Origin of the sequence: Halalkalibaculum sp. DA384 (assembly GCF_043951955.1) — a bacterium.
GTDB lineage: Bacteria > Bacteroidota > Rhodothermia > Balneolales > Balneolaceae > JAMQKA01.
Window position 1 is genome coordinate 1 of record NZ_JBINJE010000018.1, and the last position, 26,142, is coordinate 26,142.

17 protein-coding genes are annotated in these 26,142 nt (G+C 40.0%); 2 read left to right on the plus strand and 15 right to left on the minus strand.

All coding sequences use genetic code 11. The features are described 5' to 3' along the window. Positions 1-283 precede the first annotated feature (283 nt). The 4 genes from ACG2E4_RS11245 to ACG2E4_RS11260 all read right to left on the minus strand — a co-directional run bounded on the left by ACG2E4_RS11245 (position 284) and on the right by ACG2E4_RS11260 (position 5,738). Positions 284-2,104: an L-fucose isomerase gene (locus tag ACG2E4_RS11245; protein ID WP_395276608.1), complete on the minus strand. Its 1,821-nt coding sequence runs from the start codon at positions 2,102-2,104 to the stop codon at positions 284-286. Positions 2,105-2,131: 27 nt separating this feature from the next. Further along, positions 2,132-3,259 (minus strand): FGGY-family carbohydrate kinase, encoded by a 1,128-nt coding sequence (locus tag ACG2E4_RS11250; RefSeq protein ID WP_395276609.1) that lies wholly within the window; start codon positions 3,257-3,259, stop codon positions 2,132-2,134. An 18-nt stretch (positions 3,260-3,277) separates the two neighbouring features. Then, the gene (locus tag ACG2E4_RS11255) at positions 3,278-4,210 is read right to left on the minus strand and encodes a dihydrodipicolinate synthase family protein (protein ID WP_395276610.1); all 933 of its coding nucleotides are present in this window, start codon (positions 4,208-4,210) and stop codon (positions 3,278-3,280) included. Between the two features lie 475 nt (positions 4,211-4,685). Continuing rightward, positions 4,686-5,738, minus strand: a complete 1,053-nt coding sequence (locus ACG2E4_RS11260; protein WP_395276611.1) for a hypothetical protein — start codon at positions 5,736-5,738, stop codon at positions 4,686-4,688. A gap of 403 nt (positions 5,739-6,141) precedes the next feature. Between ACG2E4_RS11260 and ACG2E4_RS11265 the strand changes: the two genes are divergently transcribed. Then, positions 6,142-7,008, plus strand: a complete 867-nt coding sequence (locus tag ACG2E4_RS11265) for an AraC family transcriptional regulator (protein ID WP_395276612.1) — start codon at positions 6,142-6,144, stop codon at positions 7,006-7,008. Positions 7,009-7,249: 241 nt separating this feature from the next. Here the strand turns inward: ACG2E4_RS11265 and ACG2E4_RS11270 are convergent, their stop codons facing one another. From ACG2E4_RS11270 to ACG2E4_RS11315, 10 genes are all read right to left on the minus strand, one after another. Beyond that, the gene (locus ACG2E4_RS11270; protein WP_395276613.1) at positions 7,250-8,614 is read right to left on the minus strand and encodes a sulfatase-like hydrolase/transferase; all 1,365 of its coding nucleotides are present in this window, start codon (positions 8,612-8,614) and stop codon (positions 7,250-7,252) included. Positions 8,615-8,656: 42 nt separating this feature from the next. Further along, entirely contained in the window at positions 8,657-9,424 is a 768-nt protein-coding gene (locus tag ACG2E4_RS11275; protein WP_395276614.1) for an SDR family NAD(P)-dependent oxidoreductase, read from the minus strand. A 31-nt stretch (positions 9,425-9,455) separates the two neighbouring features. Further along, entirely contained in the window at positions 9,456-11,027 is a 1,572-nt protein-coding gene (locus ACG2E4_RS11280) for an FAD-dependent oxidoreductase (protein ID WP_395276615.1), read from the minus strand. 83 nt (positions 11,028-11,110) lie between these two features. Then, the gene (locus ACG2E4_RS11285) at positions 11,111-12,634 is read right to left on the minus strand and encodes a sodium/solute symporter (RefSeq protein ID WP_395276616.1); all 1,524 of its coding nucleotides are present in this window, start codon (positions 12,632-12,634) and stop codon (positions 11,111-11,113) included. A 41-nt stretch (positions 12,635-12,675) separates the two neighbouring features. Further along, entirely contained in the window at positions 12,676-13,923 is a 1,248-nt protein-coding gene (locus ACG2E4_RS11290; protein WP_395276617.1) for an exo-alpha-sialidase, read from the minus strand. 49 nt (positions 13,924-13,972) lie between these two features. Next, positions 13,973-15,208, minus strand: coding sequence for an exo-alpha-sialidase (locus ACG2E4_RS11295; protein WP_395276618.1), 1,236 nt, complete (start codon positions 15,206-15,208; stop codon positions 13,973-13,975). 13 nt (positions 15,209-15,221) lie between these two features. Continuing rightward, complete coding sequence (locus ACG2E4_RS11300; RefSeq protein ID WP_395276619.1) at positions 15,222-16,613, minus strand: sulfatase-like hydrolase/transferase; 1,392 nt, start codon at positions 16,611-16,613, stop codon at positions 15,222-15,224. 18 nt (positions 16,614-16,631) lie between these two features. Beyond that, on the minus strand, positions 16,632-17,960 hold the full coding sequence (locus tag ACG2E4_RS11305) for a hypothetical protein (RefSeq protein ID WP_395276620.1): 1,329 nt from the start codon (positions 17,958-17,960) through the stop codon (positions 16,632-16,634). A 26-nt stretch (positions 17,961-17,986) separates the two neighbouring features. Then, the gene (locus ACG2E4_RS11310) at positions 17,987-19,546 is read right to left on the minus strand and encodes a RagB/SusD family nutrient uptake outer membrane protein (protein WP_395276621.1); all 1,560 of its coding nucleotides are present in this window, start codon (positions 19,544-19,546) and stop codon (positions 17,987-17,989) included. Between the two features lie 9 nt (positions 19,547-19,555). Next, on the minus strand, positions 19,556-22,696 hold the full coding sequence (locus tag ACG2E4_RS11315) for a SusC/RagA family TonB-linked outer membrane protein (protein WP_395276622.1): 3,141 nt from the start codon (positions 22,694-22,696) through the stop codon (positions 19,556-19,558). A gap of 1,475 nt (positions 22,697-24,171) precedes the next feature. Between ACG2E4_RS11315 and ACG2E4_RS11320 the strand changes: the two genes are divergently transcribed. After that, a complete protein-coding gene (locus ACG2E4_RS11320) occupies positions 24,172-24,363 on the plus strand; it encodes a hypothetical protein (RefSeq protein ID WP_395260342.1) in 192 nt (63 codons plus the stop codon). A 479-nt stretch (positions 24,364-24,842) separates the two neighbouring features. Here the strand turns inward: ACG2E4_RS11320 and ACG2E4_RS11325 are convergent, their stop codons facing one another. After that, positions 24,843-26,132: a hypothetical protein gene (locus ACG2E4_RS11325; protein WP_395260338.1), complete on the minus strand. Its 1,290-nt coding sequence runs from the start codon at positions 26,130-26,132 to the stop codon at positions 24,843-24,845. Positions 26,133-26,142 lie beyond the last annotated feature (10 nt).

Consider the following 26,142-nt stretch of genomic DNA (forward strand, 5'->3'; position numbering starts at 1 on the left):
TTGCAGGTTATTTAATTCTTCTTGTGTCATAATTGTCTAAGTTAGTGAGATTTGAATTACTAAACTTAGACAGAGTTAGATTTACACTCTCCAGACGAGGCAGAAATATTAACAGCCTTAGAGAGTTAAAGTCGTGGCTTTTAAAAAATCCGATCGAAAAAAAGGATTTGCAGTACTTATGGGAAAATTTGCCTACCGAGGAACCCTTGGATAAACAAATTGCTGCCGCGATAATTGCTATACCAGAGAAAAGGTTATGATATCAGAAATTTATTTGAAATAGTTACGATTTCTCATATAATGGACCAAATCCTTTGCATGCCCGGAAGTCGGCACTTTCTAAGTCTTTAGTACCGTAAGCCGCCCATGCACTCGGCCTGTAAACGCGTTCTCTTGGAACGTTATGCATGGCTACAGGAATTCGAAGCATAGAAGAGAGTGTAATAAATTCATCGCCAACATGGCCGTAGCTCAAAACCCCGTGATTGGCTCCCCAGTTATTCATTACTGAATACACATCTTTAAAGACGTCGGTACCTGTCAGGTTTGGTACAAACCATGTGGTTGGCCAAGTCGGGTCAGTTCTCCTGTTCAATGTTTCATGAATATCAGGATCTATGTTCACAGCAAATCCTTCAGCAATCTGTAAAACCGGTCCCAGTCCCTTTATAATGTTAATCCGCGTCATGGTTACCGGCATTTCGCCTTTTGTAAGAAATTGAGAGGAGAAACCTCCACCTCTGAAATATTCCTGGTTCGCAGGACACCATCGAGTTGCTTCCAGGCATGCCTCGGCCTCTTCAGGTTCAATCTCCCAATATGGTTTCATGACCGGATCTCCATTTTTCGTTTGTCGGCCGGTTCCATCAAGTGTTGCTGATCCCGAATTAAGAAAATGAATTATTCCGTTACTAGCTCTTCCTGTTAACTCTTTACCAGTAACTCGCTTTACAGAATCAGGACTCCAATAAGTACGAATATCCCCGAAAATTTGAGCCCGATTAGTCAACAGGTGCCCAAACAACATGCATACAGCATTCAGCGTATCATTTTCCGTAGCCACGATGTAGGCTTGCCTGATTCCATTCCAGTCAAACGAGGAATTCAATATCGCTTCTGAGAAATCACCATTTGGAAAATGATCGGTCCACTGGCGTTGTCCCTGGAAACCGGACGCTATTGCATTATGGCCCAGCGCTTCTTCTCCATAGCCCATATCTTCCAGGCTGGGATTGCCAACCATCAGATCCCGAATAATGAGTGTCATCTTTACAACGGTCTCCCATATTTTATCTTTTTGCTCTCGACTAAACTGCTTATCGGCAGGATTTATATCCTCTCCTTCTTCACAGTACAGCTGCACCCATTGCATGGCCAGTTCAAACTCCTCTTTATCATAAATCTCTTCTTCAATACGCCTGGTCAGTTCCGACATGTCGACCGACTCACACCGCATTCCCAAGTAGTCTTCAAAAAAATCCTGCTGTATCATAGATCCGGCTATACCCATTGAGACGGAACCAATAGAGAGGTATGATTTACCTTTAATCTGGGCGACTGTTAATCCAGCTTTTACAAATCGTAAAATTTTCTCCTGGACATCTTCCGGTATTGTTTCATCATCTTTATCCTGTACTTCGCTCCCATAAATGCTGAATACGGGCAACCCTTTCTGATCATGTGCCGCTTTAGTTGCCGCCAGATACACGGCACCGGGGCGCTCACTTCCATTGAAACCCCAAATGGCCTTCGGTCGCAACGGATCCATGTCCATCGTTTCTGAGCCATAACACCAACATGGGGTAACGGTTAATGTCAAACCAACACCTTCTTCCTCAAATTTCGTGGCTGCCTGAGCCGATTCAGCCACCCCTCCGATACAGGTATCCGCAATAACGCATTCAACCGGCAGACCATTGGCATGGGTCACATTCGCAGATACAAACTCAGCCGCTCGTTTAGCCATATTCATGGTTTGATTTTCCATTGACTCACGAACCCCTCCTTCCCTGCCATCAATAACGGGTCGTATTCCTACTTTCGGCTGTAATCCGATTAATCTCTGGTGCGGTTCCATCGTCTTTGAAATTGTTACTTCAGACATAGTTGAACTCGTTGTTTTAAATTGTCTTTATGCTTTCTGCAATTTCTGATCCATAATGTTGAAATAAGAAATTTCGTCATCATACATCTTCAGGAACACCTCATATTTAGCATCGTGATATGCTTGCACCCCATTATTATCAGGAGTGATTTTTCTTCCCGCATGATTCATCTCCACCATGGCTTTAGTAACAGACGTGTAATGTCCTGAGGCAACAGAACCCAAAACGGCACCGCCCAGCAAAACTGCTTCTCTCTCCCTGGGTAGTATAATATCACATCTGCATATATCTGCATGTTCTTTCAGAAACAGGTCATTTTTCGTTCCCCCGCCTGTGGCCATTATCTTCGCAATTGAATACCCATTATTATTCATAGTCTCAATAATGTGACGGGTACCATAGGCTATGGCCTGGATGGTGGCCAAATATTTAAGTGCCAGGTCTTCTATAGTATTCGACAAGCGCAATCCACAAATACTGCCAAGCAGGGAAGGATCCGCTCTGGGTGATCGGTTTCCGTGGAAATAGCTATTGTCCCACCTGCCTACATTGTCCTCTGAAACCGGGTCTTCATGAGCCAGATAGGTCCATTTGCACGTCTTCGTACATACCGATCTTACATCAGTTCCGGTAGCTCTATACACCAAATAGTCAGCCAGGTCAAAAAACCTGATTGCCTTATTCCAGGTATCCGGATTATTCCTTTTTAACCACAGGAGCTTAGGGGGTTCCATTTCCGGACTGATGGTTCCACCCACATAGCGGAGTACTTCGTGATTGGTATTATTAATCTCATCAGCTTCTTTACTTGCCCTGTGATCCATCCACACCATTACATTTTGATGATCCGGCCCATCTGGGCTTACCGGTATTGGTTTGTCATATTCTCCTAAAGCCACTAATGAGCAAGTCGCATCGAAGCCTACACCCTTTACCTGTTTGGGTCTGATATCGCTTTTATTAAGCACCTCCTTTATTGACCTACAGCATGCATCCCATATATCATCGGAAGACTGCTCAACAAAGTTTGGTCTGGGACGCCAAATCTTAATAGTATGGGAATGCATGGCAACCATTTCACCCACCTGATTAAATATGCCAATCCTGGCCGAGCCGGTACCAACATCACAGCCTATGAAATACGTACCAGACATTTTATTAAGAAGGTTAATTTATTTTTCAACCTCAGATTCCAAGTCTTCCACAGTTGTTAGTATAGTACCAATTGAATTCTTGATTCCTTCTACCTTCTCAGCATCAGCTTGACTAAGTGGTTTGGCAACATAATCATTACAAATATCCAGGCTTTTTAGCGCACATTTAATGCCATTAATCACATTACCGGCTCCATATCCAGCTCCGCTATACACTACTTTGCTTATTTTCATGATCTCTCGCTGTAATACCAGTGCCCTTTTCAAATCTCCAGATGATGCAGATGTATACATGTTGACATATAATTTTGGGAAGATATTAGCTCCCCCTGGAATTCCTCCGTTACCGCCCAAAAGCAGTGACTCCATTAATAATTCTTCCGGTCCCATATACAAAGCAGTATTTGAATTCTGCGTGTACTCCATCAATTGCTGGTAGTATTTCATATCTCCCGAGCTGTCTTTAATTCCCAGGATTTCCTCTCTTGTTAACAGTTTACCCACCGTTTCCAAGTCAAAAGAGGCTTGCGTAACACCAGGATTATTGTACAAATACATTGGTAAGGAAATATCATCAAGCATATTAACAACCAGATTGTACAACTCCTCCTGATTTATTTTATAAAAACTTGGAGGGGCCAGTACCACTGCTTTCACACCTAATTCCTCTGCTTTTTCTGCCAAATCAACAGACTCCTTGTAAGAAGTATCCAATAGCCCTACTAAAACAGGGATACGGCTATTTACCCTGCTACAAACAATTTCTAATAATTCATAGCGCAGTGATTGCGTTAAACTTGGGCTCTCACCTGTAGTCCCCAGAAGAAACAAACCATTTACTCCTCCGGAAATGAGATGATCTACCAACTTCTCTATTCCTTTATGGTCCAATGCATCTTCATTTAGAAGTGGAGTAATCATTGGGGGGACTATTCCTTCAATACAATACATATTAAACTGAAATATTGTTATAAATTATAATTATTATAAATGCATAATTAGATACACGGGTATAGGCATTTTCATTACTTAAGGAGATTTAGAACTGCCTTTTATAAATAAAATTTACAATCCAACCAGAAAGATTACGGTGGTTCCAAGAATTTGTTAAATTGAATAAATTTGATTGACCAGCGTTGCCTCTAGGTTGAAATTATTTGGAGAGGCTCAGCCATAATATTACTAGTATATCTGCTATTGAGCCTTTTACATTCTTTCTAGAGGTAAAAATATGCCCAACAGAAATACTCCGAGTATATCCCCACTGAATATCGATGAGGGTTTCCACCAGGCAACCAGTGCACTAGTGACATTGATCAAAGAAAGTCCTATTCCAACGGTTCCCACCAACAGTGAGGAGATATACAGTACCTCCTGCATTGAATCTTTGTCGGTAGCCTCACGCTAAAAGAATCGCTCATAGTAGTCAGTAAGGAATACGGTTGCCGAACTGTTCAGGCTGGTTGAAATCGTGCTCATTCTCGCCGAAAAAATAGAGGCAATGGAGATCTGTAATACCCGCCGGAAGCTCATCAAAAATGAAATATGGAAATATATGGTCCCTCCCGCTGGCTTCCACCAAATCAGCAGGAAGTTTCCCATAAAACGTGTACAGCACTGTACCAATAAACTGGAAAAATGCAGCAACAGGTATGTAAAGGAGTCCGCCATACAGGACAGAACAACATACCTCCTTGTAGTTCTCCGCAGCTACATATCGCTGATCATAATTTTGATTAATCCCATAATTCTGCAAGTTTATAAACGAGCCATAGATCAGGACCACCCAAAACGCGGATTCAAATACATTCAGATCGAAACTACCCAGGCTGAATTTAGTATGCTCCATTGCAACCACGAATAACTGTTCTGGACCATACGGCAAATAAATCAGGATATATCCGATACAAAAGAAAGCACCTGCTAAGAGAATAATGGCCTGTATTGCACTAGGCCATACTCCGGTCTGAATTCCCCCACGTACTGAATAGATTATGACTGTAAGTCCCGTTACGATAATTATTGTGGCAATATTCCACCCTAAAATGACATGGATAGCCAGTGCTAACAGGTACAAGTTCAAACTGATCCGCATTAACTGGGTGAGAAAGTAATAGGTGGATACATACTTCCTATCCCAAGAACCAAGTCGGTTCCCCCTATATGTATAGGTAGACGGACTATTTATTTTACGATGATGTGGTGCAAAAACGTATAGTGCAACCACGATCGCAATAGGAATGGAGAGGCTGAAGACAAACGCATTCCAATTGGCCATATAGGCTTCACCCGGCAGGGCAAGATAACTGATACTGCTAACAAAGGTCGCAAATATTGACATCCCGATCACCCAGCCTGAGATTTGATTGTCCCCAAGGGTAAAAGCAGATGAGGTTTTATTTTCCCTATAAATCGAACCGCCAAAAATGGTGATCCCTATTAAATAGCCAAAAAATATAACTACATCTATGGTTGTCATATTTGCTTAGCTAAAATTAAACAACCGATTATCATTCTCATTTTAATAAAATTGGTTTCTGTACTAAAAATTATGGCTCCATGCGGTTCTCTTATAAATCAGTAGTTAATTACATAATCATACAGGGAAAAAACCACGCGGAAATTCCCTAATGGTTAAACTATTTTCACTAAATGATATAAGTAACAAATCAGATCAGAACAGCATATTAATACAAGTATCCCTTTACCCAGTAAACCTAAAACTTGCCAGATAAATTTGTCGCACAAATTTTATTTATATGTTAATTTTATTATAATAAATAAGGTAATACAATTACTTTTTAATCAATTTTCACTAAAAATTAAACTATATTAACATTTTATTGAATTTAATACCATTCTGAAGTTAAGGCCTCACTCCTATGGACTTTCTTGTTGAAAGAATACTTGTACCTGAAAAAAAGTCATTCCAAATAACAGAACATGATTTGGGATCACATACTTCAAAAGTTCATACACATTGTAATTGTGAGTTAAATTTCATCAAACGAGGATGGGGACGAAGATACGTTGGAGATAATATTTCCAGTTTCCATCCGGGAGATCTGGTACTTATGGGGGCCAATCTACCACATTGCTGGGAAGTAAAAGGGACCTATAATGACAAGAGTCCAAAATGTATAGTAATTCACTTTCAGGAGAATTTATTAGACTCCGTCTTTACACATGTCCCCGAACTTGAACCCATTCGAGAGATGTTGAATAAAGCAGCTCAGGGATTACATTTCAAAGGTTCCCAAATTATAAGAGTCCGGGAACTCATGGAGGAGATGCTGCAATTGGAGGGATTAAATAACCTGATAGCACTGTTAAAAGTATTCAACATACTACTAGAAATTGAGGACTATGAGTACCTTTCCACACCGGGTTATATTAAACAAGCTAACCAATCAGATTTCCAGAAAGTCAACAAAATTTATGAATATGTATTTAAGAATTTTCAGCATGATATATCACTGGAAGAAGTTGCAGAGCTTGTCAATATTACCCCGGGTTCTCTTTGCAGATATTTTAAAAACAAAACAGGACAGACTCTCTTTGAATTTTTAAAGGAGGTACGCATAGGATATGCCTGCAAATTGCTAAGTGTGACCAACAAAACAATAACCGAAATCTGCTTCGAATCTGGATATAACACTCTGGCTCATTTTAACACCCAGTTTAAAGAGCTAAAAAAGATGACTCCCAGTGAGTTTAGGAAAAAATCGAAGACAGTATTGACAAACTAATTCTAGTAATCAAGTTTAGCAAGACCCAGTACTACCTGTGTTATCCGCTTTCTTTTCCAAATATAAGTAATGTGAACCATTCCGTTGCCCAATTGAATCACGGCTGGATATGAAGACTATCCGGGCGGGTCTTCCAAGATAATATTGTTATGCCATTCGTATGCTAGCAATGACAACTTGTGATAAAAAGGGTTTTGCAAGCCAACTATAAGTCTAAATAATCAAAATTATTGAAATTAATTTACTTTTCGATAGTATTTAGCCATTCTTCGTATAACTCTTCTAGATGTTTTGCTTTGTCCGGATATGATTTTATCAAATTATTACTTTCAGTCAGATCCTGATTTAAATTAAAAAGATACCTTTTCTCTTCATCTACCAAATACTTCCAACCTTTATCACGTACTGCATAGGCTTTAGTGTTATCGTAAAAGTTATTAAATCTCCAATACAGCGTTCGATCGGAGATATCTTTATTTTCTAACAATACCTGGCTCAAGTCTAAACCATCAAATGTTAGATGTTCAGGAGGAGTAACTCCCGCTATAGATAAAAAAGTTGGTGTAAGATCCATCGTTATTGAAGTCGCATCTGAAATAACACCTCCAGGTACAAACCCTGGCCAATTTGCAATAGCGGGGATTCTATGTCCTCCTTCAAAAAGATCTCCCTTCTGACCACGTAATGGATAATTACTACCTACCCAAGAATATGTTCCATTGTCAGATGTCAAAAATATTAAAGTATCTTCTCGAAGCCCTAAATCGTCAAGTTTATCCACTACTTGTCCAACACTTTTATCCACTGCTTCTAACATATCCCGATATGCCCTCCGATATTGACTCTCCGGTAACGGGCCATATTTGGTCTCGTGCCATATTTGTCCCAATTTCCGATGTGGTGGATCTTCCGGCCCCTGAAATGGAAAGTGAACTGCTATATGCGAGATAAACAAAAAAAATGGATTTTTCCGATTATCCTGTATAAAATCAAGAGAATGTTTAGTAACCAAATTAGTGAGATAACCAGGTTCTTTGAATCTTTCATGGTTTTTAAACCAATCATACTTACCAACTCTTGATACATGTGTATGGTAATCAGGGGTATTATTACTTACTATACTCTGATTAAAACCTTGATCATTCGGTCCATAGTTTCTTACGTGCCCTAGATGCCATTTTCCGAACACTCCATTTTTATATCCCGCATCATTTAATAGTTCAGCAACTGTTAATTTCTCTAATGGCATTCCGATATCCTGGTTAAAACCTATTGCGTATTCTACACCAGATCGTTGCTGATATTGTCCTGTCATCAAAGCCGCTCTCGTAGGGCTACAGACTGGAGCATTGGAATGAAAATCAGTGAAGACCATACCCTCTCTTCCCAACTGATCAATATTTGGTGTCTCATGAATATTATTGCCATATATACCTAGATCTCCGTATCCCAAGTCATCGACAACAATTAAAACTATATTAGGATGGGATGGCTCTTCTTTTTGATTATTTGTATCCCCAAATAGTGAGGCCGAAGCCCCAGATTCTGGATTATTAATTAATAACAAAGTTGCTAATAATACATTTACGAATAAATGCCTATACATATATACACAACCACTATTTTATATTGAATTTTAAAACTAGGTTTATCCTACAGTCCATCCTCCATCAACAATTAAATTATGACCAGTAATGTAACTGGATGCATCCGAGGCTAAGAATACAAATGCACCAGCAACTTCTTCTGGATTACCAATTCGGTTTAGACAGGTTTCCCGACTTAATTTATCTAAATAAGCTTCATCTTTTTGAACATCATCTGCGGGAAATGGACCCGGAGTAACAGTATTTACATTTATTCCTTTTTTACCCAGAAAACTTGCGAAATAGTTTGTCAGTTGTATTACACCTGCCTTGGGAACACCGTAATGAGGTGGTTTTAGTAAATCCAAATCAGGAGCAGACATTCCATGGATCGATGCAACATTTATAATTCTTGCGGAAGGGCTTTCTTTTAGATAAGTAATCCCTTCGCGAATACATCGATACACGCTGCTTAAAATCCCATCTACTCCTGTATTCCAATCCTGATCACTTACCATCATTGACTCTCGATTACCCATGTAAAAAGCGTTATTAATCAATACATCGAAGCTACCTGACTCTTCGAAAATCAATTTGAATGCCGCTCGTATTGAGGAAGTACTTGATATATCACAATTTGCAAAAAAGAGTCTATGACTATCTTTTTCTTTTAGATCTTTAAATGCCATTTCATATTTGTCCTTGTTTCGTCCAAGCACCCAAACTTTAGCACCATAGCTCAAAAAATTCTTGGTTATTGTCCTTCCCAAGTGACCATAGCCCCCAGTTATTGCTATAATTTTATTTGTTAAACTGAAATTAGCAGTCATAATAATTGCTTGAATTTTTTAATCTAAATGATTATTCGTCATTTAATTTTGGATCCAAAACCTGGCCCTGCTTTTCCAGTAGCTCTTGGATCTCTGAAACAGAAGCATTTCTGGGCAACTGATTATTTTTCAAACAAATATGTGCCGCTACACCAGCAGCCTGTCCAAGGGTCATCCAGGTAGGTTCCATACGTATAGAACTAAATCCAACATGTGTAGCCGACAATGCAACCGGTACAATTAGATTATCAATCTTCTGAGGAATCATTGATCGGTAAGGTATTTCGTAAGGCCTAGTAAGATGTGCCAGCATCCCCAGATATCCTTCTAGAACTTTTTGATCTTCTCGCTCTTTCTTATGTACTGGAAAACTGTCAATAGGAAATTCTCCAACAGCTATGGTATCATCATGATGCTGAAATTCAGGTGATTGTTCAGTAATTGCTACATCATGTTCAGTGATTGTATATTCCCCTTTTAAACGCCTGCCTTCACGCACATAAAGTTGGTATGGAAAATGATTATTATCCTCAAACTCATCTAACGGAAGATGATATTGCTGTGCAATTTTTTTATGCTCTTCCGGTATTTCTTTATCGTTTTGTAAAAACCAAAGTAACCCAAGAGAAAGATTTCGATGTCGCTTTGCTATATTTTCTCTCTCTTCTGAATCTCCGTCAATATATCCCTCATTCTCTTCAGGGAATGGAAAAGCTAGCGGACGTGGATTGATATTTGCATCAATTTTTGAATTTGGTAATTCTGTAACTGATAATGCTCTTACCAAGGTGTCGAAATGGTCTGCGTAGTAACCCCAGCCCTCATGAAAATCTTTTGGAGCACTAAGCCTGCCGGCTTCCAAATCTTTAAAATATGGGGTATAGGTCTCTCGATTGTATTCAGGTGGTGGTTCTTCCAATATAAAACTATTATCAGGGTCCGTTGTGAGACAAAACCTATAGGTATACGCCTGAATACCATTATCTCCTTTTCCCGTACTACCTGGTAGAACTTCACCATTTTCATAATCATAATAAATTATCCCTGCGTGAGGTTCACCATACTCACTTCTTGCTTCCCGGCCAACTCTATAATCAGCACCTGCTTTTGCATATAAATCTCCTTCATAAGTGGCGTCAACGAAGATTTCAGCTTTTAATGTACGTAGACTTTCCTCATCTTTTTTTTGAATTATAATATTTTGTACGGCAGAGTCTTTCAACTTCACCTCTTTGAGTCTATGTCCTGTAAGGACCGTAATATCCCCCGTTTCTTCTATCATTTCATTTAAAACCTTTTCTGCCACCGAAGGTTCGTAATAATACCCCTCCATACATAACTCCAAATCCTTTGAATCTGGGTCAAGGGTATCACGGTAGTGCTGGTACACCCGATTAGTAAATTCTAGAAATAGTCCTCCTATATACTGTTTTTGCTCTACATCACTTTTTCCTAAACCGCTTGTGGTCATCCCGCCTATATGATCTTGTGCTTCAATAATAGCAATTTTTCGTCCCAGCCTGGCTGCAGTTATTGCTGCTGTAATTCCTCCCGGAGTTCCCCCCACCACAATAATTGAGAAACTATTCGAATTTAAATTCATAAGTAGGTTTAATTACAAAATAAATTCAATTTTCTGTTGAAAGTACCATTTAAAAGCAATATGACCTTATTAATAAAACTTTATTACTCAGATTCTTTCATTGTCCATACCGTCAATCCTTTTAAAGATCTCCTGTCACCTTTACGTATTCCTCCGATCACATATGCCAAGACGATAAAAGCACCGTTTACCAATGCCCCTATCCAATAACTATGAACCGGGATTGCCAAACTAGAGGGCAAAACTCCAAGAGCACTGATCCCAAGATAGATGTTGAAAATTACTGCTATAATCAACGCTATGGTTGCAGAGGTCCCATCCACTTTTTTTGTAAAGAATCCCATTATAAAAAGTCCCATTAAACAACCACCGAACACACTGGCCACTATTAAACTAATATCGTTCATACTTTCTTTTTCCATTTGGCTAAACAGGATGGCACCGAGGATGACTAATATAGTCACAAATCCAGCTATATAATGTGCAGATTTCAGGTAATATGAGTCGAGTTTCCCTTTGGCCAACCAAGGTTTCATAAGGTCAACTACACTGACTGTAGATATAGCATTTATACCAGAATCCATGGTGCTCATGGCTGCCGCAATAACTGCTGAGATTATGATACCTGATATAAATGGAGGAAGTTCGGTTAGAATGAAATATGGCAGAATTTGATCTGCTTCCAGAGTTGCTACAACTGTATCGGGACTATACAAATAGAAAACAAATAGAGCTGTCCCAATGAAAAAAAAGAGTGTCCACATTGGCAGCGCAATTGCCGTATAAACGATAGTTGCTTTTCTAGCCTCCCTTGTGGATCGAGCTGAAGCATATCGCTGTACCATATTCTGATCTCCCGCAAAAATTCCCAACCAGTTTATTATACCCAGTATAAATACGGTATAGAATGTACGTCTACTAAGATCAAAATCCATAGATCCAAGACTAAACTTGTCATGTTCGCTTCCTACTTTTATGATTTGTTCTATACCACCTGGAAGATCAAATGCTATCCAATAAATGCATAGTCCACCGCCGATTAGCAGTATGATGGCCTGTAGAACATCAGTCCAGATGACAGCTTCAATTCCTCCCATTACGGTATAAAAACCTATAAATAATCCAGTTGCTATGATTACCCAAACAATTGGATATCCAGTCAAGAACTGAATTACTAAACAAACAAGAAACAAGATTTGAGCCATCCTAATAAGCTGTAAAATGACAAAACTAAAAGTCCCATACATCCTTGGTATCATTCCATAGCGTTCACCCAAATATTCAAACGCTGATGTCAAGTTACCTCTACGGAAAAAAGGAATAAAAATGACCACCGCCAGAACTGCAATAAAGGGAACAACCAAATTAACTGTCAGCTGCCTCCAATCCAGAACATAAGCTGCAGCAGGCAGTGCAAGAAAGGTTGCAGAACTCACAATCGTCCCAAGCATCGATAAACCGATCACCCAACCTGAAAAAGCCCGTCCCCCGACAAAGTAATCTTCCGTTGTTTTATTACGGTGGGCAAAGTAGAAGCCAGCCGCAATCATACACAACAGATAAATTAAAACAGTAACTACATCAGACGTTCGTATGGATAAGTCCAAGCCTAAATATAATGATGATTCAAAATGAAAAGATTTATAAACTACTTCTTGATCAGCTCCTCTTTTGGCGGCATATCAAGATTATCCAGATCAGAAATATCAATTTTTAACACCTCTACAGTCTGTTTAGCACCTGCAAAGGTTACATAAATATGTCCATTATGTTCAATAACGTGAGGATAATCTACATGACGTCCTCCAACCAGATAACCCATTTTGTCAAACACTAATCCATCATCACTTATGGCGATAGTAAGCGGATCACGATCGTCAGGATTTGCATTTGAGACGAGTACATATCGTCCATCAGGCAGCCGCACTCCATTAAACTTCGATCTGGCATCCGGAAAATTTGTACGAACCGGATCAGACCAAGTACGACCGTTATCCGTAGAAAATGCCCGAAATAGATAACCACTTCCTTTATTATCCCGGTACAATGAAACCAAATTCTCTCCATCAGGTAGTACCCACCAATAGGGTTCTTCAGCATGAAGATCTTCATCCTGGTAATCTATCACAGAAAATGATTCCCACTGGTCGAAACTTTCGGTACCTCCGACAAGCATGTGAACATTGCCTACACTGTCTCGTCGAGACGTTAACCATTCACCACTTGGCAATTTTTTCGGAGGAAAATTATTCATCGCGTTATCTGCAACAACTCCAAGGTGTTTCCAGTCATAACACTTGCATTCTTTAGTAGATTTTACCATCTCGTAAGCATGCAACTGTAAGCCTTTTCCCCGATAACCTGGTGCATTATACCGGGTGACCAAGGCCAAAAGCTTCCCATTGCGTACCCAGAATCCGCGTGCTATCCAACCGAAACCTGTATCCGGTGGACCGGCAAGATCTTTGGGTTCACTCCAGTTTTCTCCATCTTTGCTCGTCGAAAAAGAAACCAATTGTCCTGGCCGATCATGACCTGGCACTACGTCTCGATGCTTTTCTGCAGATACCCCTTCACGCGGCAAGCCGGGCCCATCGCTCCACATTGCCCAATATCGGTTATCATAATACACAAGATAACTGTGTTGATGTACCTTGGTGCCCCAGGCATAGCGGACATCACTAGCGATGGAATGCTCGGATGGAACTTTAGGGAGCTTATCAAAAGCAATATTATGGGTGTCATGCGGAACCCAATCACCGGACAGCATCAGACGTGAATCAGAATTTTTTACCGGATCCGGGTATTCTGAATTTTGTGCACTAGAATTATCAAAGAAAATCATCAAGGAAGCACACACTAGAAGAATAGATGTCAAATATTTCAGTTTTTGCATATTTTATTCCCGACTATTTGATTATGAAAACTTGTTTAAGTACTTATATTCATTTCATTTGTGACATATCAAGATCATTCAGATCTGAAATTCGGACCTTCTGGACCTCAACCGACTGCTTTCTACCTCCATATCCACCGGAATGAGCAATGTACAGGTATCCTTCATGTTCCATAACCATTGGATAATCAACTCCATTTTGTTGGCCTCCCACTAAATAATAAAGCTCGTTGAATACCATTCCATCATCACTGATAGCAAGCGTGAGATAATCACGGTTTTTGGGATGTGAATTTGAGACCAAAACGTATCGCCCGTCACTCATGCGCAGACCGTGAAACTTTGATCGGGCATCAGGAAAATCAGTCTGAACAGGCTTACTCCAGGTTCGCCCATTATCTATTGAAAATGAACGATATAAGTAACCACTACGATTGTTATCACGAAATAGCGCCATTAAACTCTCCCCATCAGGCAATATCCACCAGTAGGGTTCTTCAGCAGCAAGCTCGGTATTTGATCCTAAAACTGGATATGTTTCCCATTGATCATATGCCTCTACACCTCCCACCATAAAATCAACACCTCTTTCTTTATAGTCATGAGAACGACGTGAGGTTAACCACTCACCGGTTGGTAGTTGTTTAGGAGGAAAATTATTAATCGAATTGTCATGTACTTGCCCATAATCTTCCCACGTATCTTTTTCATCATTCCACCGAAAAGCACGAAGTTCAAGACTTGGACCAAAAAAGTCCCCGGCTTCATCCAGTGAGGCCAAGGCCAACAGTTCACCTTCCCGTACCCAGAAACCACGTGCTATGTAACGATATCCTTCGCTGGAACGCTTACCGTAATGAGGGGAATCTGGTCCGGAATTCGGAGGAAAATCGGTCAGGAACTCCGGTTTACTCCAATCCAACCCATTTTCACTTGTTGCATACTTTACTACCTGTCCGACACGATCCTCAATGGCAGGGCCGTCACTCCACATTGCCCAAAAACGATCATTATAATGAACTAAGTAATTATGCTGGTTTACACCATTTTCATCCGTTACATCGCTGATCACCACGTGTTCTTTGGGGACACGGGGTAGACGATCTGCGTCAATATCGTGAGGATGATCAAACCAGTCACCTTTTAGCATTACAGGTGATTCTGGATTTGTAGCTGGATCCGGATAATTATCGGATTTTTTCTCACATCCCATTATCATTATAATGAAGAAAACCATACTTATAGTACTGATGGGTCCTGCTAATTTAGTATTCAACAGTTTCATAATATTTAGTATTTTAGTATTCTTGATTTACTGTCTGCCGCCATGTATTTAATTTATTTTGTAACTCTTTCACTAAATCTGAATAGCCTTCTGATAAATCATTACTCTCATTAATATCCATTTTAAGATTGTAGAGTTCTGATGAGTTTTCATCTTCATTGGAGTTAACTACAAGTTTCCACTCTTCTTTTCTTACTGCTGCTGATTTATCATTTGTTTGCCAAAAGAGAGTGCGTGATGACAGAGACTTTTCCTTCAGAAGTAGAGGCAGTAAACTAACTCCATCCAGTGAATTGGGCCCATTTTCTTTAGGTCTTTTAATATTCGCCAGCTCTAATGCTGTTGGTAGAATGTCCATAGTCATAGCTATTTCATCTGTAACTATACCTTCCTCAATCATTCCTGGCCACCAAGCAATAGCAGGGACACGATGCCCTCCTTCATAAACTGAATGTTTAGCTCCACGTAAGGGAGCATTTGAAGAAATTTCGGTATAACCACCTCTATATTCAGTAATTCCTCCATTATCTGACATAAAAAACACCAGCGTACGGTTATCAATATTTAGCTGTTTTAACTTATCTATGACTTTTCCAACGCTGTAATCCATCACCTCAATCATCTCTTGCACAACTTTACCGGTTTCATCCGGTGTATGGGGGCCTAACCTATTCAAATCTCCACTAACAGCCCTATAGCGTTTCCCTACTTCCCTATGTGATTCATCATCAGGTGTCTGCCATGGAAAGTGAATAGCTAAATGTGATACAAACAAAAAGAAAGGATCTTCTTGATGTGATTCTATAAATTTAAGAGAGTGTTCTGTAATTAAATTAGTAACATACCCCTCTTCTTTAACACGTTTATCATTGTACCACCAATCAAATCGACCAAAAGTATTAACATGAGAATGATAATCGACAGCTCCATGTAACATTCCTCGGAATTCGTCAAAACCGAAATAAATCGGGCTTTGTCTCAAGTTGTATCCTAAATGCCATTTGCCGAAAATTCCTGTTCTGTAATCTTTTTCTTGAAGATATTCTGCAATAGTAATTTCATCTTTCGCTTCCGGAGCGCCTAAACCCAATGCATCTTCTCCGAGTGCTCCCTCAATTCCTATTCTTTGCTGATAACGACCAGTAAGTAGTGCTGCCCTAGTTGGTGAGCAATTAGCTCCATTACTGTGGAAGTCAGTAAAGCGAATACCTTCTTTTGCAAGACGGTCCAAATTAGGTGTTTTGGCCTCACCACCATACACTCCCAAGTCTCCATAACCAAGATCATCGGCCAAAATTATTACAATATTGGGCTTATTAATATTTTTACTTTGAGCATAACCGGAACTACTATAGAAACACCAAATACATAAGACTGTTAAGTAGAAAAATGTTTTGGTATACATACGATCTCTTTTTTCCTTTCAGCTTTTACCCGGTATAACTGGTTGTACCCAAGCCTTTTGTATTCCAATTACTTCTCGGGTAAAAGGATCTATTTGATTTGCTGTTGAAACAATAACCACTCTCACATATAATTCTTCATCCAAATATTTGTAGCAAGAACGAATATTTTCACTTTTCTTAAGTACTTTACCAATCTGCTTGCTGTATACTCGTGTAGCGTTAGATATTTTCTCACCGTCGGAGTCTAGTCTAGGCTTACTTTTCAATTTAAACCCATCTCTAGTTCCAATATATTTTGTTGAATAACTTACACCTTCTTCGGGTTCTATCTCGATACATATGGACTCTCCGTCAAATTGTATATCCTTTAATATTACACCAGTAGTAGAGTAGAAGTCCCCTTCTTTCAGTGAGTTCATTATAGATTCAGAAGTTAATTCCTTACTGCGAACCATAACCCAACCTTTTCCAGGTCCAACATTTCTACCATCAATTCCTCCGTCATAATCATGTGCATCATCAGTTGCTATCCCATATATAAGTGGCACATCCATTTTTCCTAACCTAAAAGATAAAACGATATCCCAAATACGGTCGGTACTCGGTCTAATTGTATCACCTTCATTATTTGCTTCTGGAACTCCATTATATACTTCGAAAAAACGAAGGTTCTGCGTATTCATTATCATTTCAGCAGTGATGTTCCAGTTATAGTTGGGATGTGCTAATATTGGGTAGACATTAGATTCACCCCGTTTCCTGTAGGTATCAACCATACTTACTATTTTTCTTAACATCCGCTCCCGTTCATTAGAACTCCCCCCTACAGTTGGAATTACTTCATCAACGTTATTGGCTAGAACATGCACCCCATGCTGATCAGTTATCTCTTCTCCGTTCATGAGTAAAAACTCACCGGCTTCTTCAAATAAGGTTCTATATTCACTTAACGGTTTTACCCGAACCTGTATATAAGGTTTACTACCTTCGATAAAGCGTGGCAAATCCCCTTTATCGATATCATCATTTGCATGCTTAATCTGCACCCAATCATTTCCAAAATTTTTACGGTATCTTTCAATTGTAGAATGGCCTTGAGGTAATGGAATCCATTTCGTTCCTTTTTGAATAGTATTGTGTTCTGTAAAAGAGATAAAGTCATATCCATTGTCCTTGTACCATTTTGCAATATTTTCGGGAAAATCGCGTCCCCCATTCCAAAAGCTGTGGGTATGCAGGTTACCACGGAACCAACTATTTTCCCGATCTTGTGAAAAAGCAGGTTGTGTTATACCGCTCATTGATATAATGACAACACAACCTACTAGCAGCTTTTTATGAAACATTACTTGGCAAATAAGATTCTATTATCCTATTGCCACTCGGCATGCTGCTCTAACTGAGTAGACTGATCAATAGCATTCTGTGGAATGGGCCATACATAGTGCCTACTCGGATCAAACGTCCTTGGCTCTATTGGTCTCTCGGTAAGTATCGGATCTCCATTTTCATCAACTGGACCATCCTCCCAGTTTGAAAGATCCATGCTTGTAAGGTTTATATTCATTTTATCTTCGGCAATCCTCCATCGAATGATATCAAAGTAGCGTAAACCCTCTCCTGCTAGCTCAACTCTTCTCTCATTCCTAATGAGTTGGCGTAATGACTCTTGATCGCTGTATCGATTTCTATCGACGAGAGGCATACCTGCACGCTCTCGTATTAAATCCAATGCGTCATAAATTGAATCTTCAGGACCAGAAGCCTCATTTTTAGCTTCAGCATAATTCAACAATACCTCCGCATATCGAAACAATTTCCAGTTCACATGAGATTGCCATCTTTCATTAGGTTCCTGTGTATACTTTTTGAAATAGATGTATGTTCTTGCGAAATTAAATTCTGATCCTGTAAGATCAAGTGGTTTCCCATTTAATTCCTCTCCATGCCAGAGAAAAGTATCATAATACCTTGGATCTCTATTCTCAAAAGGATTAGTGGGATCGTACAATGGCGATTCATCAATAGGTAATCCATCTTCCATTCTGAATGAAGCTTGCAAATCATCGGTTGGAAGAACAAGTGCAAAACCGGTGTGAGAAACCGGTTCGTAAATTCGATTTAGAAAACTTTCTTCTTGAAATTCAACATACTGTCTGGCTAAAATTACTTCATCGGTCTGGTTATTAAAGTCACTCACAAACAACTCATCAAAATTCGGGTGTAATTCATAAATCCCCGAATCCATTATTTGTTTGGCAGCTTCCGCGGCTTCTGCCCATCGTTCATTATAGAGTAATACTCTGGATTTTAAAGCAAGTGCGGCTCCTTTAGTAATGCGGCCAGTCTGTGCTTGTGGCCACGTTTCAGGCAGTTCTTGAATAGCCATATCAAGCTGCTGAAGAATATAATCCAAAACTTCCGATTTTGATGTTTTACCCACATCACTCTCTTCTATACTTAAAGGTTCGGTCACCAAAGGTACATCACGATATAGCGTAATTAGTTTATAATATCTATAAGCAAGAATGAATCTCACTTGTCCAGACAATTCATCCATTTTACTTTGTGAGATATCGGGTACCTGTTCGATATTTTCAAAAAATTCAAGACATAACCTTATAAATCTGTAACTCCAATTTCCCTCTATTGTGGAAGAATTGGGTTCAAAGGTTCCGTTTGCAATATTATTTGCGGAAGCTCCTGCACGCCCATGAGCATTATCACTAAATCCTTCAAAATAAGCTTCTGAGACATCTCCGAGCCCATTATAGAGATTATTAACCCACATCTCAGCCTGATCCGCAGATTGCCAAAAGGTTTCTGAAGAAGGGGTATCGAGAGGTGTCCTCCCTAAAAAATCTTCGCAGGAGACAATTGCCAAAACTCCAAATACTAACCCAAAAAAACTTGTGAACAGTCGTTTCATCATTCAATGGATTTAAAAGTTGAGGTTAATTCCAAAACTAAAAACCTTCGCTAGTGGATACCGACTTTCAAGTAATCTGGAACCTGTCCCTGTCGGCTGTTCTGGGTCATAACCCAGATAATCAGTAAAGGTGAATAAGTTTTCACCACTCACATAAACTCGTGCACGTTTCAAATTCATCCTAGACATAATATCACTGGGTATACTATATCCCACTTCAATATTTTTTACCCTGAAATAGGAGGCATCTTCTAGCCAAAAACTAGAGAACCGGTCATTGATGCCATCATCGGAAGAACCACTGCCCATTCTTGGCTTAGGGAATTTAGCATCACGATTATCAGGGGTCCACCGGTCTAGATGAAAAGTGCGGAGTGTCGAAATCTCCCGATCAAAAATCTGAGCAGTCCAGCCATTGCTCCATACCTTGTTAAACATTACACCTTGCCCAAATGCAGTAAAATCGAAGTTTTTGTAATTTAGATTAATTCTGATACCGTAAGGAAACCGTTGATCTGAACGATCCAGCCTGACTCGATCTTCACTGTTGATTGCACCATCTCCGTTTATATCTTGATATTTTATATCTCCAGGAGATACTTGGGGACTTACAGTTGCACTATTTTCAACTTCTTGATCTGATTGGAAAAAGCTGTTTTCATTATTTTCGTTGACAGTACCATCGACAAGTAATCCATACCAATCATTCATGGAGTGACCTACTTCTGTTATAGTATTTCCTTGAATGACGGGACTAATACCACCCATATCCACTACTTCATTTGTTGCATCAGAAATATTAAATGAAATACCATAACTGAAATCTTCAAAGTTATTTCTATGCTGTATTCTCAGCTCCCATCCCCTGTTATCCACTATTCCAGCGTTTTGAACCGGTTCCGGTTGACCGAAAGTTGTAGGTAAAGGTAGTTGTAAAAGTATATCTTCTGTTCTCTCCTTGAACAGATCTAGTTCAAACTCAAATAGAGGACCAAACAAACTCGCTTCTATCCCCAAATTAAAAGTTTCTTTAGTCTCCCATGTCAAATCTGGATTAGCACCGCCAGCAGTAGCAACTGCTCTCTGAGGAGATCCACCAAAAAAGTACACGTCCTGAGAAAGAGTGTTTATATAGGGATAAAATCCCGCAACATTTTGATTTCCAACTTGTCCCCAAGAGCCACGAATTTTCAAATATGTGAGTACATCACTGTCTTCAATAAAATTTTCCTGGGATACGACCCAACCTGCTGAGACAGCTGGGAAAAAACCCCATCTAATGTCCTCGGCAAATCGTGATGAGCCATCATATCTAAAACTACCTTCAAATAGATATTTATCATCAAATGAATAATTAACCCTGGAAATTAGTGAGGCCAGAGCCCAATCTCCTGCTCCGCCAGAGATATTCCATAAAGTTGTATTCCCTGTACCCGCACTAATTGCCCGAAGTTCTGTAATAAAATCTCTTGTTTCTACGAAATCATTCTCTTGCTCAAACCATTCTGCTGTACCACCAGCTAACACTGAGAAGTTATGATTCTCATTAATGGTATTTTGATAATTTGCTATTAAACTAGTGGTCTGAAGTATATCATCAGAATTATTTACACGGTAAAAATTACTTTCAGATGTTGCCGCAACTTGATCAGGATTGTCTTGCTGATATAAAGTTAGTCTTTTTTCAAACTCATTTAGCTTATTATTATTTATTTCCAGTCCATAAGTACCAGTAAGTTCTAAATTTGGAAAAATTTCGTAATCAACATTTACATTGGCTGTGATTCTATTACTTTCAAAAACCTCTTCACCTCCATCTTCTGATCCTCGTGCTAAGGCATTTCCCGTTGGGTTAAACCCTCCAGTCCCAGTAGAATTCGCAAGCCATCTACCATCAGATGTTTTATAAGCATCGATATTATTTTGCCTATGCACACTGGTAAGTATATTTCCTAACCCTATAGGGGCAGTTCTATCTGAAGGTATATAGCCAGCTTTAAAACTAATGTTCAGTTGATCAGTTAATTGAAAATTCTGATTTAATTGTATATTTATTCTTTCGTAATCAGAATTTATAACAATACCATCTTGTTTAAGATATCCTACCGACATATAGTAACTATGAGATTCACTCCCTCCTGATATACTTATATTATGGTCTGTCTGAAGAGCATCCCTCAACAAGAAATCATCCCATACATTATCCTCCCAATCCGGGGAAGAAAATCGATCTATTTGTTCTTGGCTATATTTCGGGGAATTCCCATCATTTGCTCTTGCCTCATTTGATAATAAAGCATGATTTAATGCAGATACTTTTTCAGGATATCGGGATGGCCTCTGCACTCCTATTGAACTATTTATATTAACTTCTAGGTCACCACTCTGACCCGATTTGGTTTCAACCAGTATTACTCCGCCAGTAGCTCGTGAACCGTAAATGGCTGTAGATGCTGCGTCCTTCAGAACGCTAATATTTGAGATATCATTAGGATTAACTCTATCTAATGAAGATGGAACTCCATCTACTAGTACCAGCACCGGATTATTACTGAACGTACTGGTACCCCTAATTTGTAAATCAATATTCTGGTTACCTGGTTGCCCAGTTGTTCTTAAAACCTTTAATCCTGCCACTTCTCCCTGTAATGCTTCTTCAACGGAGCTTATCGAACGATTTTCAATCTGTTCTGAAGAAACTGTACCAATAGATCCGGTTAGATTAACTTTTTCCTGAGTACCATACCCTACTACTACCAACTCTTCACTACCAACTGTAGTCTGAGTTAAACTTATATTAATTGTCTGTCGACCATTAATTGCTATTTCCTCAGTTTGGTAACCAACAAAAGAAACTACTAACGTATCATTTAGGGAAGGCACGTCAAATGAGTACTTACCTTCTGTATTTGTAGTGGTGCCAATTGTTGTACCTTTCACAATAATATTAACCCCGGGAAGAGGTTCACCTGTTTCGGCATCTGTCACTATTCCACTGACAGTCTCAGCTTGGTTTACTTGAAAGGCGACTGTATAATTATTTGTAGCAAGAGTAACTAACGTCCCCAATAGTAAAAATAGGATACTCCTTAAAGCATATTCCGATATAAACTTTTCCAACCACATAGTCCCACAACTGTTTCGTTGTTTCATTTTTTCAAATTTTTAGTTGAATTTCCCCTTTTACTCATATATCAAGTAAAAACTTGATGGGTAGTGCTTTTAACTAGCCTACTTTATTAAATAGGATCTTAAGAAGAATGGCTACTTGGAAATTCCCCAATACTAAAACTATTTTAACAACTAATATTTTTATGTGAGGGAAATGGTAAAGTTTCTTATAACAGAGGATAATATACTTTAAATACCTTGTTGGTGAAGCAACTTTTTTAAAAAGTGAACAGAAATATTTGAGTGCTTATTTAAGAAAACTAAAACTGGTAAGACATCATGAATTAACTATTCATCTTCATAAAGCTTTCCATTTTTATGGTAAATCTTAAATTTGCAAGTATACATCACCTTTATATAATGCATACCAGTTGGCATAAATATAAGCACCCCACTTTTCAAATCTTCTAACATCTGTGTAACAACCTATCCTCCGCTGACACTTAAACAACCTTTGATCAAGTATATTCTGGATATATTTTATACCTTGTAAGATTGGTTTCTATTTTCAAACACCGAAGAACTTCTACGTCTTTATAAGTTTGTAGATTAGTGCCTCAGGTAGGTATATCCACTAGGGTCCCAGTCTTGCAACATGATCACCTTGGGCCCCATTTCAGCTAATCACATAAAATTATTATATATTTTACCTTCTTTCTTATACAGAAATTAAAATAGAATATTATTACAACCCATCTCGATATATAATTCTATAATATACTGTGCTGTATCTATATTTTCAGCTACTGCTCCAACTATAATTGGAATCGGTTACTTACCTCATCCAATACGATGTTTACCATCTCGTACCGTTCTTCTAATTAAAGTTTATTTACTTCTGAGGCTATGTTGGAACCAAACCCATTTATTCCGGTTCTTAATTCTATTCTTCCTTTTTCGTAAGACTTTGTATATCAATACGGTTAGTTTCAGTATATGGCGTGTTCAATACTGTTACTATACCATGTAGTGAATACACTTCCTTCATCTAAGGAAAAACCATCTATATTCAAATACCTACTCTTGGTAAACTTGCCATTATTTATTGTTAACTTTCTTCACTAGTGATACTCAAAGTTGGTACATTAGTGGGTACATAGTAATTGAAAATCGGCCTATATGATCCATATAGACAATTCTGAACTACACTCATAATCGATTGGTCGCAGGTTCAAATCCTGCCGGGCCCACACTATTTATCTCTACAACACTATTTTGCTCTTCCCTCCTTTTTTATTCCCTTCATGGGCAGCTGCTGGTCCGACCAATCCAGCCTACGTGTTGCGAAACAGTGTTTCGCGGTTCAAATCTTGCCGGGCCCACTTATTGGTTAGCTTGTCATTTAGGCCGTTTTTGTTTCTATTTCACGCACATCGATAGTAATGAATAGAACGGTTCATTCTACTCTGTTCTTAGAGATATGGTACAATTTGGGTGCAATATCAGAGGACCGTTTTATGGCATCACTCAAAAAGAGAGGAAAATTTTACTACATCCGTTTCACAAAAGTAGTCAATGGCAAGCAGATCGAGTCCACCAAAAGCCTGGGAACCCGGTACAAAGAGCAGGCCCAGGAAGCATTAAGACAGATGGAGGAAGGGGATAACACCTCAGAAGCCCAAGCATATGGCCGGACATTCATCCAGTAGTGTGACGAACAGATATACCCATTTGAGGGCAAGAAGCTTGTTTCGCAAACAACGAGAGATTGAAAAAAAATCGGGCTTAAGCTGCCTTTTCCATAATTGGACTACCTGTTTGGCAGTAGTTGGAATGAGCTGAAAGTCCCAGCCTTCCGCTGCTGGTCCACGCTGGCAGAACAGGAGTTCTATTTTTCAGACAATCGTTGTAAAAATTGATACGGCGAAAGAACAGGCAGATCAGCATTTTTAAAATCCTGTTCGTCTCGTGTAACAATCGCATCGCACTCGGACTGCAGGGCCGCCGGGTGAGCTGCAGGCGGTTTCCAAGTAGGGGCCAGTCAAAAACAACATCGCTGCAGACCCGGAATAGCCCATAGGTAAACGTTTCGGTGAATGTGACGGTAGTATCCATCACATTCAGATCGGACCGACCCAAAATATGGATTCTATGCGGACGGGACGGTTTTCCGAAAAATATGATCTCATCAGAAATGTGCTGCTATTCCCGCCGTGGGCGCTATGTTGGATTGCAAGCCGTGATCCAGCAACGCAAACAGTGCACTGCCGTACGCGTACAGGCTCGGCGAGAGGGCGAACTGGAATCCCAACCCGGCGTTAAGCGTATGATCGCGGCTGATGGCCGGGATCGAAGTATCGGTCAGCGTGCTCCCTCCCATCGTACCTTCCGGCGACAATGCTCCACCAATGGGGGCCAAAAAGGGATCGGGTTCCAGGTCGATATTACCAAGCAGATCAAATGAAAAAAACAGGTTTTCAGCAAGCTGCTGGTTGAACCCGGTAGCTACATTAAAGCTGTTGCTGTTGGGACCGTTCCAAAATTGTGCTCCCACATTTACATAGGGCTGGAATGTATTTGACGGGTTAAATTCACTGATAAAAGTGAAGCGGGTCCCAAAATTCCCACTTCCCAGCATGTTATCGCGGGTTCGCAGCGGCAATCGTATATCCAGAACTGCCGCAAGACGTACCGTTTGTACGGTAACCGGAAAGCGATACTTCGCCCGCAGGGCAAGCGTCTCCATAAAAGTCTCCCGTTCGGATGCATCGTCCACAAAGTTAAACAGCGCCGGACTCACCTCCCTATTCCCCACTCCTTCACAATTCAGGCCCCCTTCCGATCCCGGCCGGTACCGGCAGCCGGTATTATCCCCTTCTATACTGAATGTTGTATTTACATTTTCGATTGCAACATTCACAACCGGCAGGGCAAACCCCACATCGAAACGATCGGTGACCCCATAGGTCCCGTGAAGGGTAAACACCGTGGCATTGATATCCCACGGCATGCTTGCAACCACCCGGTCTCCCCCTCCATTCTGCACAAAGGTAAAACTCAGGGCACTCAAATCTTCTCCTCTGATTTTGGAAAGATCAAAATATGAGGCGTTTCCCCCAACTAAAAAGAGTCCCCGACCCACAGTAGCCCCGCTCTCGGTGTATATCGGCGTAAAACCGGTTACGACATTGACAACCCCGTTTTCGGTGAATTCCGCCTCCAGGGCCGGAGGTGTCAGCGGAATGGCCGCCAGGTTGCTTTCTATAAACCCACTGATGCCCGGGGCAAAAGACTGGCGCGCCAGCTCCGCCGCCTGGCTAAATGGATTGCCCTCCACCGGCTCAAAGAGACAAGTTGCGTAGAGATCCGCCAGCGATTTCTCCAATAATGACTGGGACCGCGCCGATTGATATCCCGTGATACTTATGACTAAGACCAGCAAAATTGATTTTCCACGTACAAAATAAAGATCTCGCATGGCATCTCCT

Coding starts and splice junctions, on each gene's coding strand:
- ACG2E4_RS11245 (WP_395276608.1), bottom strand. CDS start 2,104: ATGTCTGAAGTAACAATTTCAAAGACGATGGAACCGCACCAGAGATTA.
- ACG2E4_RS11250 (WP_395276609.1), bottom strand. CDS start 3,259: ATGTCTGGTACGTATTTCATAGGCTGTGATGTTGGTACCGGCTCGGCC.
- ACG2E4_RS11255 (WP_395276610.1), bottom strand. CDS start 4,210: ATGTATTGTATTGAAGGAATAGTCCCCCCAATGATTACTCCACTTCTA.
- ACG2E4_RS11260 (WP_395276611.1), bottom strand. CDS start 5,738: ATGACAACCATAGATGTAGTTATATTTTTTGGCTATTTAATAGGGATC.
- ACG2E4_RS11265 (WP_395276612.1), top strand. CDS start 6,142: ATGGACTTTCTTGTTGAAAGAATACTTGTACCTGAAAAAAAGTCATTC.
- ACG2E4_RS11270 (WP_395276613.1), bottom strand. CDS start 8,614: ATGTATAGGCATTTATTCGTAAATGTATTATTAGCAACTTTGTTATTA.
- ACG2E4_RS11275 (WP_395276614.1), bottom strand. CDS start 9,424: ATGACTGCTAATTTCAGTTTAACAAATAAAATTATAGCAATAACTGGG.
- ACG2E4_RS11280 (WP_395276615.1), bottom strand. CDS start 11,027: ATGAATTTAAATTCGAATAGTTTCTCAATTATTGTGGTGGGGGGAACT.
- ACG2E4_RS11290 (WP_395276617.1), bottom strand. CDS start 13,923: ATGCAAAAACTGAAATATTTGACATCTATTCTTCTAGTGTGTGCTTCC.
- ACG2E4_RS11295 (WP_395276618.1), bottom strand. CDS start 15,208: ATGAAACTGTTGAATACTAAATTAGCAGGACCCATCAGTACTATAAGT.
- ACG2E4_RS11300 (WP_395276619.1), bottom strand. CDS start 16,613: ATGTATACCAAAACATTTTTCTACTTAACAGTCTTATGTATTTGGTGT.
- ACG2E4_RS11305 (WP_395276620.1), bottom strand. CDS start 17,960: ATGTTTCATAAAAAGCTGCTAGTAGGTTGTGTTGTCATTATATCAATG.
- ACG2E4_RS11310 (WP_395276621.1), bottom strand. CDS start 19,546: ATGATGAAACGACTGTTCACAAGTTTTTTTGGGTTAGTATTTGGAGTT.
- ACG2E4_RS11315 (WP_395276622.1), bottom strand. CDS start 22,696: ATGAAACAACGAAACAGTTGTGGGACTATGTGGTTGGAAAAGTTTATA.
- ACG2E4_RS11320 (WP_395260342.1), top strand. CDS start 24,172: ATGGCATCACTCAAAAAGAGAGGAAAATTTTACTACATCCGTTTCACA.
- ACG2E4_RS11325 (WP_395260338.1), bottom strand. CDS start 26,132: ATGCGAGATCTTTATTTTGTACGTGGAAAATCAATTTTGCTGGTCTTA.